Below are 14,284 nucleotides of genomic sequence, written 5' to 3'. Positions count from 1 at the left end.
GGTGGGAGCGGTCGTCGCGTCGGTGCGGGGCCGCGGGGTGCTGCGTCTGGGTCAGGGTCAGCGGGCGGCCTGCTGCCCGTACACGTTCTGGTAGCGCGCGTACAGCGAGTCCACGTCGTCCTGCGGGATGCGTGTGGGCTCGCCGAGCTGGCGGCTGACGTGGACGGTCCGCGCGACCTCCTCGCACATGACGGCCGCCTTGACCGCCGCGCGCGCGTCCTTGCCGATCGTGAACGGCCCGTGGTTGCGCATGAGGACCGCCGGGCTCCGGGAGTCCCGCAGGGTCTCGACGATGCCGCGACCGATCGAGTCGTCGCCGATGAGCGCGAACGGCCCGACGGGGATGTCGCCGCCGAACTCGTCGGCCATCATCGTCAGGACGCACGGCACCGGCTCACCGCGCGCGGCCCACGCCGTCGCGTAGGTCGAGTGCGTGTGCACCACGCCGCCCACCTCCGGCAGGTGCCGGTAGACGTAGGCGTGCGCCGCCGTGTCCGACGACGGCGACCGGTCGCCCTCGACGAGCGTCGCGTCGAGGTCGCACACGACCATCGCGTCCGGGGTGATGTCGTCGTACGCGACGCCGGACGGCTTGATGACGAGCAGGTCGCCCGAGCCGTCGGGACGCGTGGTGTCGCGCACGCGCTCGGAGACGTTGCCCGCGGTCCACACCACGAGCTCCCACCGCGGGAGCTCGGCGTGCAGCGCGGCGACGCGCTCCTTGGCGGCGTCGACGGCGTCGCGCAGGTGCGCGGGCACCGCCGTCACGGCGGCGGGCGCGGCAGCCACGTCCGCGGCCGGGGTGGGCGTGCTCATGCGGGGTCCTCTCCTTCGGTGCGGGTGGGCAGCGCCGCCACGGCGGCACGCTCGACGGCGAGCCCCGCCTCGTACCGCTCCAGGTACGCGGCGAAGCCGGCGACGTCGGCGGGGTCGGGGGCGACGGTCTCGATCTCCGCCGTCGCGAACACGCGCTCGCGCAGGTACGCGCCGAGGTCGTGGGCGACGGCGCCCTCCGTCGACCCGGGCGCGGTGCCCGACGACGCCCGGTCGCGCGCGAAGCCGGCCAGGACCGCGATGCCCCAGGCCCCGCCCTCGCCCGCCGTGTGCCCGACGCTCACGGGTGCGTCGATCGCCGCGGCGAGCAGCCGCTGGGCGACGCCCGCGGTGCGGAACATGCCGCCGTGCGCGAGCATCCCGTCGATCCGGACGCCCTCGCCCGCGAGGACGCGCATGCCGAGCGCGAGCGTCCCGAAGGCGCCGTACACCTGCGTGCGGGCGAAGTTGGCGAGCGTGAGGCGGCTGCCGGGCGTGCGCACGACGAGCGGCCGGCCCTCGCCCAGGCCCGTGATGGGCTCGCCCGCGAGGTAGTTGTACGCGAGCAGACCGCCGCCGTCGGCGTCGCCGTCCAGCGCGGCGCGGAAGAGGGCGCCGAACACGTCGTCCGGGCTCGCGTCGCTGCCGACGGCCGCGGCGAGCTCGCCGAGCAGGCTCGCCCACGCGTCGAGCTCGCTCGCGCCGTTGTTGCAGTGGACCATCGCGACGAGGTCGCCCGCGGGCGTCGTCACGAGGTCGAGCTCGTGGTGCACGCTGCGGAGCGGGCCCTCGAGCACGACCATCGCGAAGATGCTCGTGCCCGCGCTGACGTTGCCGGTCCGCGGCGCGACGGCGTTCGTCGCGACCATACCCGTGCCGGCGTCGCCCTCGGGCGGGCAGAGCAGGACGCCGGGGGCCAGGGTGCCCGACGGGTCGAGCCAGGCGGCGCCCTCGGCGGTGAGCCGGCCCGCGTCCTCGCCGGCGACGAGCACGTCCGGCAGGAGCTCGGCGAGCTTGGGCCCGTCCCGGTGCGTCGCGGCGCGCTCGTCGACGAGCGCGAGGAGCGCGTGGTCGTAGTCGCGCGTCGCCGGGTCGACGGGGAACATGCCCGACGCGTCGCCCACCCCGAGCACGTGCCGGCCCGTGAGCCGCCGGTGGACGTACCCCGCGAGCGTCGTGAGCGACGCGACCCGCGCCGCATGGGGCTCGGCGTCGAGGATCGCCTGGTACCAGTGCGCGACCGACCAGCGCAGCGGGACGTTGTACCCGAGCAGCTCGGTGAGCTCGGCCGCCGCCGGGCCGGTCGACGTGTTGCGCCACGTGCGGAACGGGACGAGCAGCTCGCCGTCGGCGTCGAACGCGAGGTAGCCGTGCATCATCGCGGACACGCCCAGCGCGCCGTAGGTCGTGGGACGGACGCCGTAGCGCTCCTCGACGTCGTCGACGAGTCGGGCGTAGCACTCGCGCAGACCGGCCTCGACCGCGTCGAGCGAGTACGTCCACACACCGTCCTCGAGCCGGTTCTCCCACGCGTGGCCGCCGCTCGCGAGCGGCGTGCCGTCGGCATCCACGAGGCACGCCTTGATCCGCGTCGACCCGAGCTCGATCCCGAGCGCGGTCTCCCCCGCCACGACGGCCGCCCGACGGCGGCCGACCTCGTCCTGCTGCACCATTGCTGCTTCTCCTCGTCGCGGCGTCGCGCCTCGGTCGTTGAGTTCCTTCTCGAATGTTAGCGCTCACAACCGACGAGGCCAACTCCCCCGCGCGAGTTCCCGTGAGCGGTGGGCGGCCTCAGTCGCGCGGCGTCGTCGTGCTCTCGCGCACCATGAGCTCGGGCGGGATCGAGACGGGCCGGACCGCCGCGCCGGACAGGGCGTCGATCATCATCCCCATGCACCGGCGGCCGAGCGAGCCGAACGGCTGGCGCACCGTGGTCAGCGGCGGGATGAAGTGCCCGGCGCCCGCGACGTCGTCGAAGCCCACCACGGAGACGTCGGCCGGCACGCGCACGCCCTGCTCCCAGAACGCCCGGAGCAGGCCGAGCGCGAGCTGGTCGTTCCCGGCGAAGACCGCGGTCGGCCCGTCGCCCGCGCGGACCGCGTCGGCGAGCTCCTTCCCGACGGCGTAGCCGCGGTCCGACGACCAGTCGCCGCGCACGGGGTCGGGCACGGGCGCGCCGTGCTCCTCGAGCGCGGCCCGCCAGCCCGTCTCGCGCTCACGCGCGTCGAACCAGTCGAGCGGACCGGACAGGTGCAGCACGGTGGAGTGCCCGAGTCCGAGCAGGTGCTCGGTCGCGAGCCGCGCGCCGAGCCGCTGGTCGACGGCGATGGAGAGGATGGCACCCGGAGCGCCGAGCGCCCCGGCGCTCGGGCGCACGACGTCCGCGGCCTCACCCTCGCCCGGGTGGTCGCGCGCGGCGATCATGATGACCGGCACCGGCGCCCGGAACGAGTCGACCGCCGCCGCGACGTCGGTCTGCGGGGCGATGACGACGATGCCCTCGACGCCCTGGTCCATGAAGTGCTCGAGCACCCGGTGCATCGTGTCGGCGTCGTAGCGCCGGATCGTCGCGACGCTCACGAAGTACCCCTGCTCGCGCGCGGCCTCCTCGACGGCGATGAGCGTCGACGTCGGCCCGTAGAGCGCGGACCCGGTCGTGACCACGCCGATCGTCCCCGACCGCATCGTCACGAGCGCCCGCGCCGCGCTGTTGCGCCGGTAGCCGAGCGTCGCGATCGCGTCGAGGACGCGGTCCCGCGTCTCCGGACGCACGCTCGGGTGGTCGTTGAGCACGCGCGAGACCGTCTGGTGCGACACCCCGGCGAGGCGCGCGACGTCGGACATCGCTGGCGGGCGCGTGCGGGGGGACGGGCCGTCGCTCATCGCTCGGTCCCCCGGGCCTCCGCGCGCGGCGCCGGAGCGGCCGCGAGCGCCGCGGCGAGCTCGGCCGAGCGGTCGCGCGCGGCCTCGAGAGCGTCGAGGAACGCGGCGCGTACCCCGCCGGCGTCGAGCCGCCGCAGGGCGGCGACCGTCGTGCCGCCGGGCGACGAGACCTTCTCGCGCGCGATCGCCGGGTGCTCGCCGGTCTCGCGCAGCATCGTCGCCGCGCCGTGCACCGTGGCGGTGGCGAGCTCGAGCGACGTCGCGCGCGTGAGGCCCAGCAGCACGCCCGCCTCGGCGAGCGCGTCGATCACGTAGAAGACGTACGCCGGGCCGGACCCCGAGAGCGCCCCCACCGCGTCCTGGTCCTTCTCCGCGACGCGCACGACGAGCCCCGTCGCGGACAGCAGGCGCTCGACGAGCGCGACGTCGTCGTCGCTCGCGGCGGCGCCGCCGCTCACCGCGCTCACGCCGGCGCCCACGACCGACGGGGTGTTCGGCATGACCCGCACGACGGCGGTCCCCTCCGGCAGCCGGTCCTCGTAGAAGGCCGTCGGGAGCCCGACGACGACGCTCACCACGACCGTCCCCGCGCCCACCGCGTCGCGGACCTCGGCGAGCAGCGCCGCGACGTCCTTGGGCTTCACCGCGACGACCACGACGCCGGCGCCGCGCACCGCCTCGACGTTGTCCTGGGTCGTCCTGACCCCGTGGCGCGTCGCGAGCTCCTCGGCGCGCTCGGTCCGGCGGACCGTCGCGACGACGTCGGCAGGGTCCCAGCCCGCGGCGAGCGCGCCCGCGAGGACGGTCTCGCCCATGACTCCCGTGCCGAGGACGGCGAGCCGGCGATCGGGGACGGGCGGGGTCGACAGGTCGGTCATGGACGATCAGCTCCCGGAGGTCGGTGAGGGCATTCTTGCGCACCCGGCGGGTGCTCGGGGCCGGGCAGGGCCCGGGGACGTCGTCGCGGGCTCCGCGGGTCCCGGGACGACGCCTGGAGGCGAGGCGGTGGTCGAGGCGGGGTCAGGGCGGGCCGGGCGGGTCAGAGCGGGTCAGAGCGGGTACGCCTCGTACACGTCGGTGACGACGTCGGCGGGCCCGGTGGCCTGGAGGACCGCGGTGCCGTTGCGCCACGTGACGGTCGTCTGCCCGTCGGGCGCGGACGTCACGGCGTACGTGCCCGCGACCTCTCCGGCGACCTCGACGTCGCCGGTGTCCACCGGCTCGCCGGCCGCGGTGACGAGGTCCGCCGCGGCGGTCTCCGCCTCGGCGACCGTCGGCCACTGCCCGGCGAGCACCGTGACCGTGGTCGCGTCGTCCCCCTCGCCGTCCGCGTACACGAGCTGGTACGCCTCGAGGGCCCGCGCGGCGGTCCACGCGTCCGTCGCCGAGTCGCTGCGCAGCACCAGGTCGAGCACGGTGTCCGGGAGCGCCTGCGCGAACGCGGTCGTGCCGGTCCGTGCGACGGGCTCGAGCGTCGGCGTCGGCGGGTCGGCCGTGACGGTGACCGTCGGCTCGGGGTCCGCCGCGGCGTCCGCACGCGCGAAGCCCGGCCACCCCCAGGCGAGGAACGCGAGCACGAGGCCGACGACGAGCAGCAGCCCGACGAGGACCACGAGCCGGCGACGCCGGTAGACGGCTGCCGACGCGGGCCGGGAGTGACGACGGTCGCTCGCGCCCGGTGCGTCGCTCGGGCGACGCGGCGACGACCCCCCGGCGGTCGCGGGACGTGCCGGGGTGGCGCGTCGCGTCGGGCTCCCGCCGGGCGGCTGGCTCATCGCGCGTACCTCCGCTGCTCTCGGTCTCGCGGGCCCGGTCCTCCGGCCCGGGCTCTGCGGCCAAGCGTAGGACGCGCGCGTGCCCGACCCCCCGCGCTCGTGCGGGGTGTCGGGCACGCGTCGGCGGTTCACCCGCCGGTCGTCACCCGCAGCCCAGGGCAGGGTGCTCCGCCTCGGTCTCCGTCGTGACCTCGACGCCGTCGACGGTGCCCGCCGCGCGCACGACGACGCTGCCCGCCTCGACCGACGAGCCGCGGACCGCGAACGACTGGTAGGCGCTCCTCCCCGGGTCGACCGCCGGGAACGACCGCGTGCCGTACGGCGTCTCGAGCACCAGGTCGACCGGGGCGTCGTGGCCGTGGGTGGCGACCACGGCGACGTAGGCCTTCCCGGCGAGGCAGCGCGCCTGCGCGGTGACCGTGACGGGCAGCTCGGGCTCGCCCGTGCCCGGGTCGTCCGCGAACGCCCGCCACTCGGTGACGGCCACCGCGGAGTACGTGGTCCCGTTCCCGTTCGCCGAGAACGTCGCCCGCAGGCGTGACGTGGTGACGGGGTCGAACGTCACGGTGTTGAAGGCTGTCGTGCTCGTTCCGTACCCGGACGGGTTCGCCACGGGGGCCCAGGACTGCGCCGCGTCGTCCCAGTACTCGAGGATCCACGAGTCGGGGCGGACGACGCCGTCCCCGGTCCCCGGGTTCGCGTCCCGCCAGAACTTCAGCTCCGCGCCGGTGAGCCGGATCGGGCGCGACCAGTCGTACCGGACCCACTGGGTGGCCGGGCGCGTCCCGGACCACGTGCCCCAGATCTGGGCCTGGCTCGGGTTCGCCGGATCGGCGCCGTCGTTGAGCGCTCCCACGCTGTTCCACCCGGCGGTGTACGACGCGCTCACCCTGGCGATCGGCGCGACGTTCCCCGCGAGCGGGCCAGAGACGTCCGCCGGGATCGTCACCGACCTCGGCGCCTCGGCGTTGCCCGCGACGTCGACCGCGCGGAACGACACGCGGTGCTGGTTCGTGTCCGGGGCGGCCACCGGGCCGTCGTACGGCTGCCACGCGCCCGTCCCGATCGCGTACTCGACGCGCGCGACCCCCGACGTGGCGTCGGTCGCGGTGACCGTCACCGTCCGGGCACCCTCGTCGAGGACGCCGCTGCTGACCGGCGCCACGCGGTCGATCCGGACGTCGAGCACCGCCTCGTCCGAGACGTTGCCCGCACGGTCGGCGGCCGTCGCGACGACGCGGTGCGCGCCGTCCCCGGAGACGGCGACCTCGGTCGTGCGCACCGGGTCCGTGACGACGGGCGCGCCCTCGTCGACGCGCGTGGTGAGCACCACGCGGCCGCCCGAGTCGTCGGTGCCGTCGACGCGCACGCGCACGTCGGATCGGAACCAGCCGTCGTTGCCGGCGCTGCCGAGCGGCGTGAGGGTGAGGACCGGAGGCGTCTCGTCGCCCGCGGCGGGCTCCGCCGGGACCACCGTGACGTCCGTCGTCACGCGTCCGCCCGCGTACCCGAGCACCGACCCCTCGACCTCGAACGTGCCCGGGGCGGCGACGTCGTCGGCCCCGACCGCGTCCCAGAACACCGGGACCCGCAGCGTCTCGCCGCCGGGGTACGTCACCGGGACGGTCCCGGGGAGGTCGGTCTCGCCCACCTCGACCGTCACGCCGGGGGGCTCCACGGCGGCGGGCTGCTCCGCCAGGACCTTCCACTCCTCGACGGCGACGGCCGAGTACGTGCTGCCGTTCGTCGAGGCGTCGAGGACCGCGCGCACCTGGGTCGTCGTGACCGGGTCGAACGTCGTGTTTTGGAACCCGCTCGTCCCCGTGCCGTAGGCGCTGGGGTTCGGCACGTCGACCCACGCCCCGCCGTCGGACGCGTCCCAGTACTGGATGCGCCACGACGCGGGTGCCGCGACGCCGACGCCCGTGCCCTGCGGCTGGTCGTTCCAGAACTCGATCTGCGAGCCGGCAAGGCGCACCGGCTGGTCCCACGTGTACTGGACCCACTGCTGCGGCGGGTTGTTCCCCGTCCACGTGCCCCACATGTCCGGGGGCAGCGGGTTCGGCCGGACGATCTCGTCGTTGAGCGCCTTCTTCCAGTACTGCGTCGGCACGGGCTCGTTCGAGACCGTGACCGTCGCCTCCTGCGCGACGTTCGCGCGCGGCGTCGTGTCCCTGACCTTCGCCGGCGTCGTGACGACGGGCTTCATGCGGGGCGGCGACTGCGTGTCGTCCCACTCGACACGGTCGATCGCGACCGAGCGGCGGAAGTGGTTGCCGCCCTCGGCGTCGGCCGTGTGGTACGCGATCCACCACTCGCCGTCGAACTCGAGGATGCCCGGGTGGCTCGTCGTCGAGGACACCGGGGCGAGGACCGTGCCCCGGTACGTCCACGGCCCCTCGGGGGAGGAGGCGGTCCCGTACGCGATGCACGCGTGGTAGTTCGCCGGTGTGCACGGAGAGGTCGGTCCCGCGTCGTTCCCCGCGTACGCCATGTAGTAGGTCCCGTCCCGCTCGAACGCCCATGCCGCCTCGAAGAAGCCGGTGAGCCCGGTGACCGTGCGGACCTGACCGACCGGGGTCTTCATGTCCTGCGCGAGCTCGAGCATGCGCAGGTTCGAGAAGCTGCCCCACCAGACGTAGACGCGTGCGTCGTCACCCTCGCCGTCCACGAGCACCGTCGGGTCGATGTTGTGGATCGTGTTCGGGGTCGGGACCCGCTGGGAGATGATCGGCGCGCCGACGTGGTCCGCCCACGGGCCGGTCGGGGACTCGGACACGGCGACGCCGATGCCGAACGCGTCGCTCGCCGGGCTGTTCGCCTCGTGCACCGGGACGTACCAGTAGTAGCGCCCGTCGACGCCCTGGACGACCTGCCCCGCGTACGCGCGGCCCGGCGTCGCCCAGTCGAACACGTCCTCGGGCCGCATGAGCGACGGGTGGTGCGTCCACTCCCCCGCGTCCACGTCGCTCGTCACGAACGCGCCCCACTCGTTCATGACGAAGTCGTTGCGTGTCGGACCGGCCTCGTCGTGGCCCGTGTAGACGTACAGCTCGTCCTCGCCCGTGTCGTTGCCGGGCGCGCCCGCGGGGACGACGAGCGGCGCGGGGTCGGCCGAGTAGTAGCTCCCGTCGCCCAGGATCGGGTTCTCGGTGCTCGTGAACGTGTACGGGTCCGCGGCGGCGGCCGGGCCCGCGGTCGCCGCGAGCCCGGTGAGCGCGAGCCCGGCGCTGAGCACGCTCGCGAGCGCGGCGCGGGCCGGGCTCCGGCCGCGCGACGGTCGGGTGGTCGGTCTGTCGGTCATGGGCTTCTCCTGACGGTCGGCCGCGCGCTGCGCGGACCAGCGGGTCGTGCGTGGAGGTCGTGCGCCCCGGGAGTTCCCTCGGCCCCCGGGGCGCACGGTCGTGGAGCCCGTGCCGGCGGGCAGGGCGGCCGGGTGCGCGTCCGGCCGGCGGTGACGCCCTCGCGAGCGGGGGTCGGACGCGTCACCGCCGTCGTCGCGGCACCGTCGTCGGGCGCGGGGTGGCGGTCGTGACGGGCGGTCCGACGGCGCCGCGCACCTCGGCGGTGCGGCGTGCGGGCCGTCGTCGCGCTCGCGTCGTCACGGGCGTGCACCTCTCGTCGTCGAGCCGGTCGTCCGGTGCCGACCTTGTCATACCCAGAAAGGAGATCGCAATGGTTTTCGGTGCCGATGCGGCTCGCGACGCTCAGGGCTCGGCGGGCGTGCTCGCGTGCAACGGTGACAAACCGCGAGATGACGCGCGCGAGAGCGCCGTGGCCGCGTCGTCGCCGTCGCGCAGGAGAAGAAACTCAGTCGGCCCGGTTTTCGGTCTGCGGGCCGTGCTCGCGGTGCCGTTCCGCACGCGCACGGGCGCGCGACGTGGCGATGGACACGAGCACGCCGACCACGACGAGGTCCAGCACGATCTGGACCATCGCCACGATCTTCGCCGCCTCGCCGACCGGATGGACGTCGCCGTAGCCGACGGTCCCGAGCGTCACGACGGCGAAGTACAGCGCGTCCGTGCGGTTCTCGATGCCGACGAACTGGTCGGCCATGAGGTAGTAGGCGAGGGCGAAGAACGTGACGACCGGGAGGAGCAGCCCCATCACCGACTGGACCCGGACGCTCGGCGTCCCCCACGCGCGGAGCTGGCGGCGCACCTGGACCACGAGGAGCGCGCACAGCAGCGCCAGCCCGACGGCGAACACCACGAGCTGGACGACCTCCGGGGCGTCGTCGGTCGGCAGCGGGACCCCGTAGTAGACCGTGAGGCACGCCGTCGTCGAGGCGACCGTGAGGACGAGCGTCCACCACGGGCTGTCGTGCGGGAGGCTGCGCATGCGCCCAGCATCCCGCGCGGGGGCGCTCCCGTCGCGGCGTCGCCGGTGTGGGCGGTCGTGGCTACGTTGGGGCGCGTGACGTCGTCGACCACCGCTGCCCGCTCCACGGCCGCCAAGCGCTCCCGCCCCGCCTACCGCTGCTCGGAGTGCGGCTGGACCACGGCCAAGTGGGTGGGTCGCTGCGGGGAGTGCCAGGAGTGGGGCACGGTGACGGAGGACGCCCCCGCGGCCTCGGGCCCGCGCACGACGGCGGTCACGCCGACCCGCTCGCCGGCGCGCCCCATCGGGGAGATCAGCGTCGAGGCGGCGCGCGCGACCCCGACGGGTGTCTCGGAGTTCGACCGCGTGCTCGGCGGCGGCATCGTGCCGGGCGCGGTGGTGCTGCTCGCCGGGGAGCCGGGGGTCGGCAAGTCGACCCTGCTCCTCGCGGTCGCGAGCAACGTCGCGGCCGGCGGGTCCGACCTGCCGACGGTGCGCCCGGTCGGCGAGCGCGCGGCCGCGAGTGCCCGCCCGGCCCCGACGCCGCGGCGCGTCCTCTACATCACGGGCGAGGAGTCGGCGGGGCAGGTGCGGCTGCGGGCGGAGCGCGTCGGCGCCCTCGCGCCCGGCCTGCTCCTGGCGTCCGAGACGGACCTCGCGACAGTGCTCGGCCACATCGACGCCACGGAGCCGGACCTGCTCGTCGTGGACTCCGTGCAGACCATCGCGTCCGCCCAGGTCGAGGGCGCGCCGGGCGGCGTGAGCCAGGTGCGGGAGGTCGCGGCGTCGCTCATCGCGGCGGCGAAGGCGCGTGACCTCCCGGTGATCCTCGTCGGGCACGTCACCAAGGACGGCTCCGTCGCCGGGCCGCGGACGCTCGAGCACCTGGTCGACGTCGTCTGCCAGTTCGAGGGCGACCGCCACTCGCGACTGCGGCTCGTGCGCGCCGTGAAGAACCGTTACGGTCCGACGGACGAGGTCGGCTGCTTCGACCTCACGGAGAACGGCATCGTCGGTCTCGCCGACCCGAGCGGGCTGTTCCTCTCGCACACCGGCGCCGGGTCCCCGGGGACGTGCGTCACCGTCACGCTCGAAGGCCGGCGCCCGCTCGCGCTCGAGATCCAGTCGCTCGTCGTGCCGAGCTCCCTCACCAACCCGCGCCGTACCACGAGCGGCGTGGACTCCAGCCGCCTCGCGATGATCCTCGCGGTGATGCACCGCCATGCGGGCGTCCGGCTCGTCGACCAGGACGTCTACGCGTCGACCGTCGGAGGCGCCAAGGTCACCGAGCCCGCCGCCGACCTCTCGATCGCGCTCGCCGTGCTCTCCGCGCGCGAGGACGAGGCGCTGCCCCAGGGCACGGTGGCGTTCGGCGAGGTCGGCCTCGCGGGCGACATCCGCCCCGTCACGGGCCTCGACCGCCGCCTCGCGGAGGCCGCGCGCCTCGGCTTCACCCGCGCCGTCGTGCCGCGCGGGTCGTTCCCGCGCCCCGTCGAGGGCATGACGATCCTCCCCGCACGCCACCTCGGCGAGGCCGTCGAGCTCGCGCGGACCTGACGACGACGGACGGTCAGCGGCCCGACCGTCTGCCGCTCAGGGCGCACCACTGCAGCAGCATGATGGTCTTGCCGTCGACGTTGCGGCCGTCGCCGGTCACGGCCAGCGCGTCGTCGAGCACGAGCTCGACGACCTCCATGTCCTCCCCTCGGCCGCCACTCCTCCGCCCGCCCCGGGACGTCGACCCCGGGACCCGGCTCACCGGGCGCTCGCGGCAGGGCTCTCGACGCGTCGGGGCAGCTCGGAGACGTCGTGGTAGACAGGGAGGCCACGGGCCGTGGCGATCGCGACGTCCTGGTCGGCCCCGCCGGGCCACCGGGCACGCGCAGCACGGCGTCGCAGTGCTCCAGGCGTCGTTGCGCCGCTCCGGTTCGACGACGTCGCGGGCGTCGTCACGGACGCCGCCCCCGCGTCGGACGTCGTGCGCGCTCCGGGAGCGGGTCCGCGTCCTCCCGGCCTGACATCGCCGAAGACGTGCACAACCGTGCGCGTCGCCGCCCACCGCGCGGTCGCGATGACTCCCACGGCGTCGCGCACGGGAGGCGTCGAGACCGGATCGTGACCGGATTGTGGCCCGCTGCCGCGGGTTCCCGGGGGTGAAAAAGGGCTCACAGCGTAGGATTCCTCCGTGGCCAACTCCCCTGCGCACCCCGACGAGATGCTCCGGGAGACCCTTGCCGCCGTGGCACCCGGGACCGAGCTCCGTGACGGTCTCGAGCGCATCCTCCGCGGCCGGACGGGGGCGCTCATCGTGCTCGGCCTCGACAAGGTCGTCGAGGAGATGTGCTCGGGTGGGTTCGTCCTCGACGTCGGCTTCTCCGCGACCCGCCTGCGCGAGCTGTCCAAGATGGACGGTGCCGTCGTGCTCGACCGCGACGCGAACCGCATCCTGCGCGCGGCCGTGCAGCTCCTGCCCGACCCGACCATCGAGACGACCGAGTCCGGGACGCGGCACCGCACCGCGGAGCGCGTCGCCAAGCAGAGCGGGTTCCCGGTCATCTCGGTGAGCCAGTCGATGCGGATCGTCGCCCTGTACGTCGGCGGCCAGCGCCACGTCCTCGAGGACTCCGACACGATCCTGTCGCGCGCCAACCAGGCGCTCGCGACGCTCGAGCGCTACCGCGCCCGCCTCGACGAGGTGTCCGGCACGCTGTCCGCGCTCGAGATCGAGGACCTCGTCACGGTCCGCGACGTCTGCTCGGTCGTGCAGCGCCTCGAGATGGTCGCCCGCATCTCCGAGGAGATCGCCGGGTACGTCATCGAGCTCGGCACCGACGGGCGCCTCCTCGCGCTCCAGCTCGACGAGCTCATCGGCGGAATCGGCTCCGACCGTGAGTTCGTCATCCGTGACTACGTGGACCTGGGCCGCAAGGACCGCTCGCTCGCCGACGTCCAGAAGGCGCTCGGCGGTCTCGACTCCACGCAGCTCCTCGACCTCGGCCAGATCGGTCGCGTGCTCGACCTGCCGGGCGGCGGCGACGCGCTCGACGCGGCCGTCGCTCCCCACGGGTACCGCCTCCTCTCCAAGGTCCCGCGACTCCCGGCGACGATCATCGACCGGCTCGTCGCGCACTTCGGCGGCCTGCAGAAGCTCCTCGCGGCGAGCATCGACGACCTCATGACCGTCGACGGCGTCGGCGAGCAGCGCGCCCGCGCGGTGCGCGAGGGCCTGTCGCGGCTCGCCGAGTCGAGCATCCTCGAGCGCTACGTCTGACGCTTCGACCGTCCGCACGACGCACCGCACGGAGGGGACCGTGGACCACGTCGACGAGTGGTCGGCCCTGGCCGACGCCTGGGCGCGCTGGTGGGCGCCGGCCGCCGCTCCCGCGCAGCGGGCGATCCTCGACGCCGCCGGCGTCGGGCCAGGGTCCCGGGTGCTCGACGTCGGGTGCGGCACGGGCGAGCTCGTCGCCCTGGCGATCGCGCGCGGTGCGGACGCGGCCGGGTGCGACGCCGCCGCCGGGATGATCGACGCCGCTCGCCGCCGGAGCCCGGACGCGGACCTGCGCGTCGCCCAGGCCGAGCACCTCCCCTGGCCCGACGACGGGTTCGACCTCGTCACGCTCGTCAACGCCCTCGCGTTCACCGACGTCGCCAAGACCCTGAGCGAGTGCCGGCGCGTCGGCGAGCTGGTCGCCGTCGCGACGTGGGCCGAGGACGACGTCAACGACCTCACCGTCCTCGAGCGGGCCGTCGCCGGCGAGGAGCACGAGCCGAGCGACGAGAGCCGCGAGGAGGGCCGTCTCGGCGCGCTCCTTGCGGAGCACGGCTTCACCGTGCTCCACGAGGGCGTCGCGGACGCGCCGATGGCGCTCGCCGACGCGGACGACGTCGTCGCCGCGATCATGTTCGGCGAGTCGGCCGAGCTGCGGGCCGAGCTCCGCCGCGACGTCCTCGCCGCCGCACGCCCCTTCCGCCGCCCCGACGGCTCCTACCTCCTGCGCAACGCCTTCCGCTGGGCCCTGGCCCGCCGCTGACCCCGGCGGTCGCGCGAGGCAGAACGTCTGGTCACGCGAGACAGGACCCTGGTTGCGCGAGGTAGAACCCTGTTCGGGTCTCATGCCGCGTGTTCAGGCCGGCAGCATCACCTCGGCACCGCGTCGCCGAGGTAGAACTGTGGTCTGCCGAGGTAGAACTGTGGTCTGCCGAGGTAGAACCGCGGTCGCGCGAGGTCAAGCCCTCATCGGCAGGACGGCGGTCGGTTGCCCGGCGGGCCGACGCCCGCGATGGTCGGCCCGCGGCGATCAGATCACCCAGCGGCCCCTGGTCCGGCGCTTCACGGCAAGCCGGCACCGCGGGTAGTCGGCCGGGGCGAGCGACGACCGGGGTGAGACGGAGCAGGGCGGGGTGGGTGGTGGTGCCGCGTCGTGGCGGGCCTGGCGGGAGCCGCGAGGAACGAGCGGCGGATGGTAGACGCGGCACCACCACCCACC

General features: G+C 75.0%; 11 protein-coding genes. 3 read left to right on the top strand and 8 right to left on the bottom strand.

Annotation, left to right across the window (positions count from 1 at the left end; genetic code table 11):
* Positions 1-57: 57 nt before the first annotated feature.
* The 7 genes from JN535_RS19790 to JN535_RS19760 all read right to left on the bottom strand — a co-directional run bounded on the left by JN535_RS19790 (position 58) and on the right by JN535_RS19760 (position 9,815).
* Entirely contained in the window at positions 58-816 is a 759-nt protein-coding gene (locus JN535_RS19790) for an L-ribulose-5-phosphate 4-epimerase (RefSeq protein WP_205207524.1), read from the bottom strand.
* Positions 813-2,486 (bottom strand): xylulokinase, encoded by a 1,674-nt coding sequence (locus JN535_RS19785; RefSeq protein WP_205207523.1) that lies wholly within the window; start codon positions 2,484-2,486, stop codon positions 813-815. The genes JN535_RS19790 and JN535_RS19785 overlap by 4 nt, the downstream gene beginning before the upstream one ends.
* A 118-nt stretch (positions 2,487-2,604) precedes the next feature.
* A complete protein-coding gene (locus JN535_RS19780) occupies positions 2,605-3,696 on the bottom strand; it encodes a LacI family DNA-binding transcriptional regulator (protein ID WP_240201513.1) in 1,092 nt (363 codons plus the stop codon).
* Positions 3,693-4,574, bottom strand: a complete 882-nt coding sequence (gene proC, locus JN535_RS19775) for a pyrroline-5-carboxylate reductase (protein WP_205207522.1) — start codon at positions 4,572-4,574, stop codon at positions 3,693-3,695. Before proC ends, JN535_RS19780 begins: the two co-directional genes overlap by 4 nt.
* A gap of 171 nt (positions 4,575-4,745) precedes the next feature.
* A complete protein-coding gene (locus JN535_RS19770; RefSeq protein WP_205207521.1) occupies positions 4,746-5,471 on the bottom strand; it encodes a hypothetical protein in 726 nt (241 codons plus the stop codon).
* A 142-nt stretch (positions 5,472-5,613) separates the two neighbouring features.
* Positions 5,614-8,775, bottom strand: a complete 3,162-nt coding sequence (locus JN535_RS19765; RefSeq protein WP_205207520.1) for a family 43 glycosylhydrolase — start codon at positions 8,773-8,775, stop codon at positions 5,614-5,616.
* A gap of 506 nt (positions 8,776-9,281) precedes the next feature.
* Entirely contained in the window at positions 9,282-9,815 is a 534-nt protein-coding gene (locus JN535_RS19760) for a potassium channel family protein (protein ID WP_205207519.1), read from the bottom strand.
* Positions 9,816-9,890: 75 nt separating this feature from the next.
* Between JN535_RS19760 and JN535_RS19755 the strand changes: the two genes are divergently transcribed.
* Positions 9,891-11,351: a DNA repair protein RadA gene (locus JN535_RS19755; RefSeq protein ID WP_205207518.1), complete on the top strand. Its 1,461-nt coding sequence runs from the start codon at positions 9,891-9,893 to the stop codon at positions 11,349-11,351.
* A 13-nt stretch (positions 11,352-11,364) separates the two neighbouring features.
* On the opposite strand, the gene JN535_RS21330 is transcribed toward JN535_RS19755, so the two are convergent.
* Positions 11,365-11,490 carry a hypothetical protein gene (locus JN535_RS21330; RefSeq protein WP_275892273.1) on the bottom strand — a complete coding sequence of 42 codons (126 nt, stop codon included), beginning with the start codon at positions 11,488-11,490 and terminating at the stop codon, positions 11,365-11,367.
* A 489-nt stretch (positions 11,491-11,979) separates the two neighbouring features.
* Here JN535_RS21330 and disA point away from each other — a divergent pair, with 489 nt between their 5' ends.
* Together disA and JN535_RS19745 are read left to right on the top strand one after the other, a co-directional pair.
* The gene (gene disA / locus JN535_RS19750; RefSeq protein ID WP_205207517.1) at positions 11,980-13,065 is read left to right on the top strand and encodes a DNA integrity scanning diadenylate cyclase DisA; all 1,086 of its coding nucleotides are present in this window, start codon (positions 11,980-11,982) and stop codon (positions 13,063-13,065) included.
* A gap of 40 nt (positions 13,066-13,105) precedes the next feature.
* Complete coding sequence (locus JN535_RS19745; protein WP_205207516.1) at positions 13,106-13,828, top strand: class I SAM-dependent methyltransferase; 723 nt, start codon at positions 13,106-13,108, stop codon at positions 13,826-13,828.
* Positions 13,829-14,284 lie beyond the last annotated feature (456 nt).

This window comes from Cellulosimicrobium cellulans (assembly GCF_016921195.1).
Classification (GTDB): Bacteria; Actinomycetota; Actinomycetes; order Actinomycetales; family Cellulomonadaceae; genus Cellulosimicrobium; species Cellulosimicrobium cellulans_F.
This window is presented reverse-complemented; position numbering and strand designations above follow the sequence as displayed.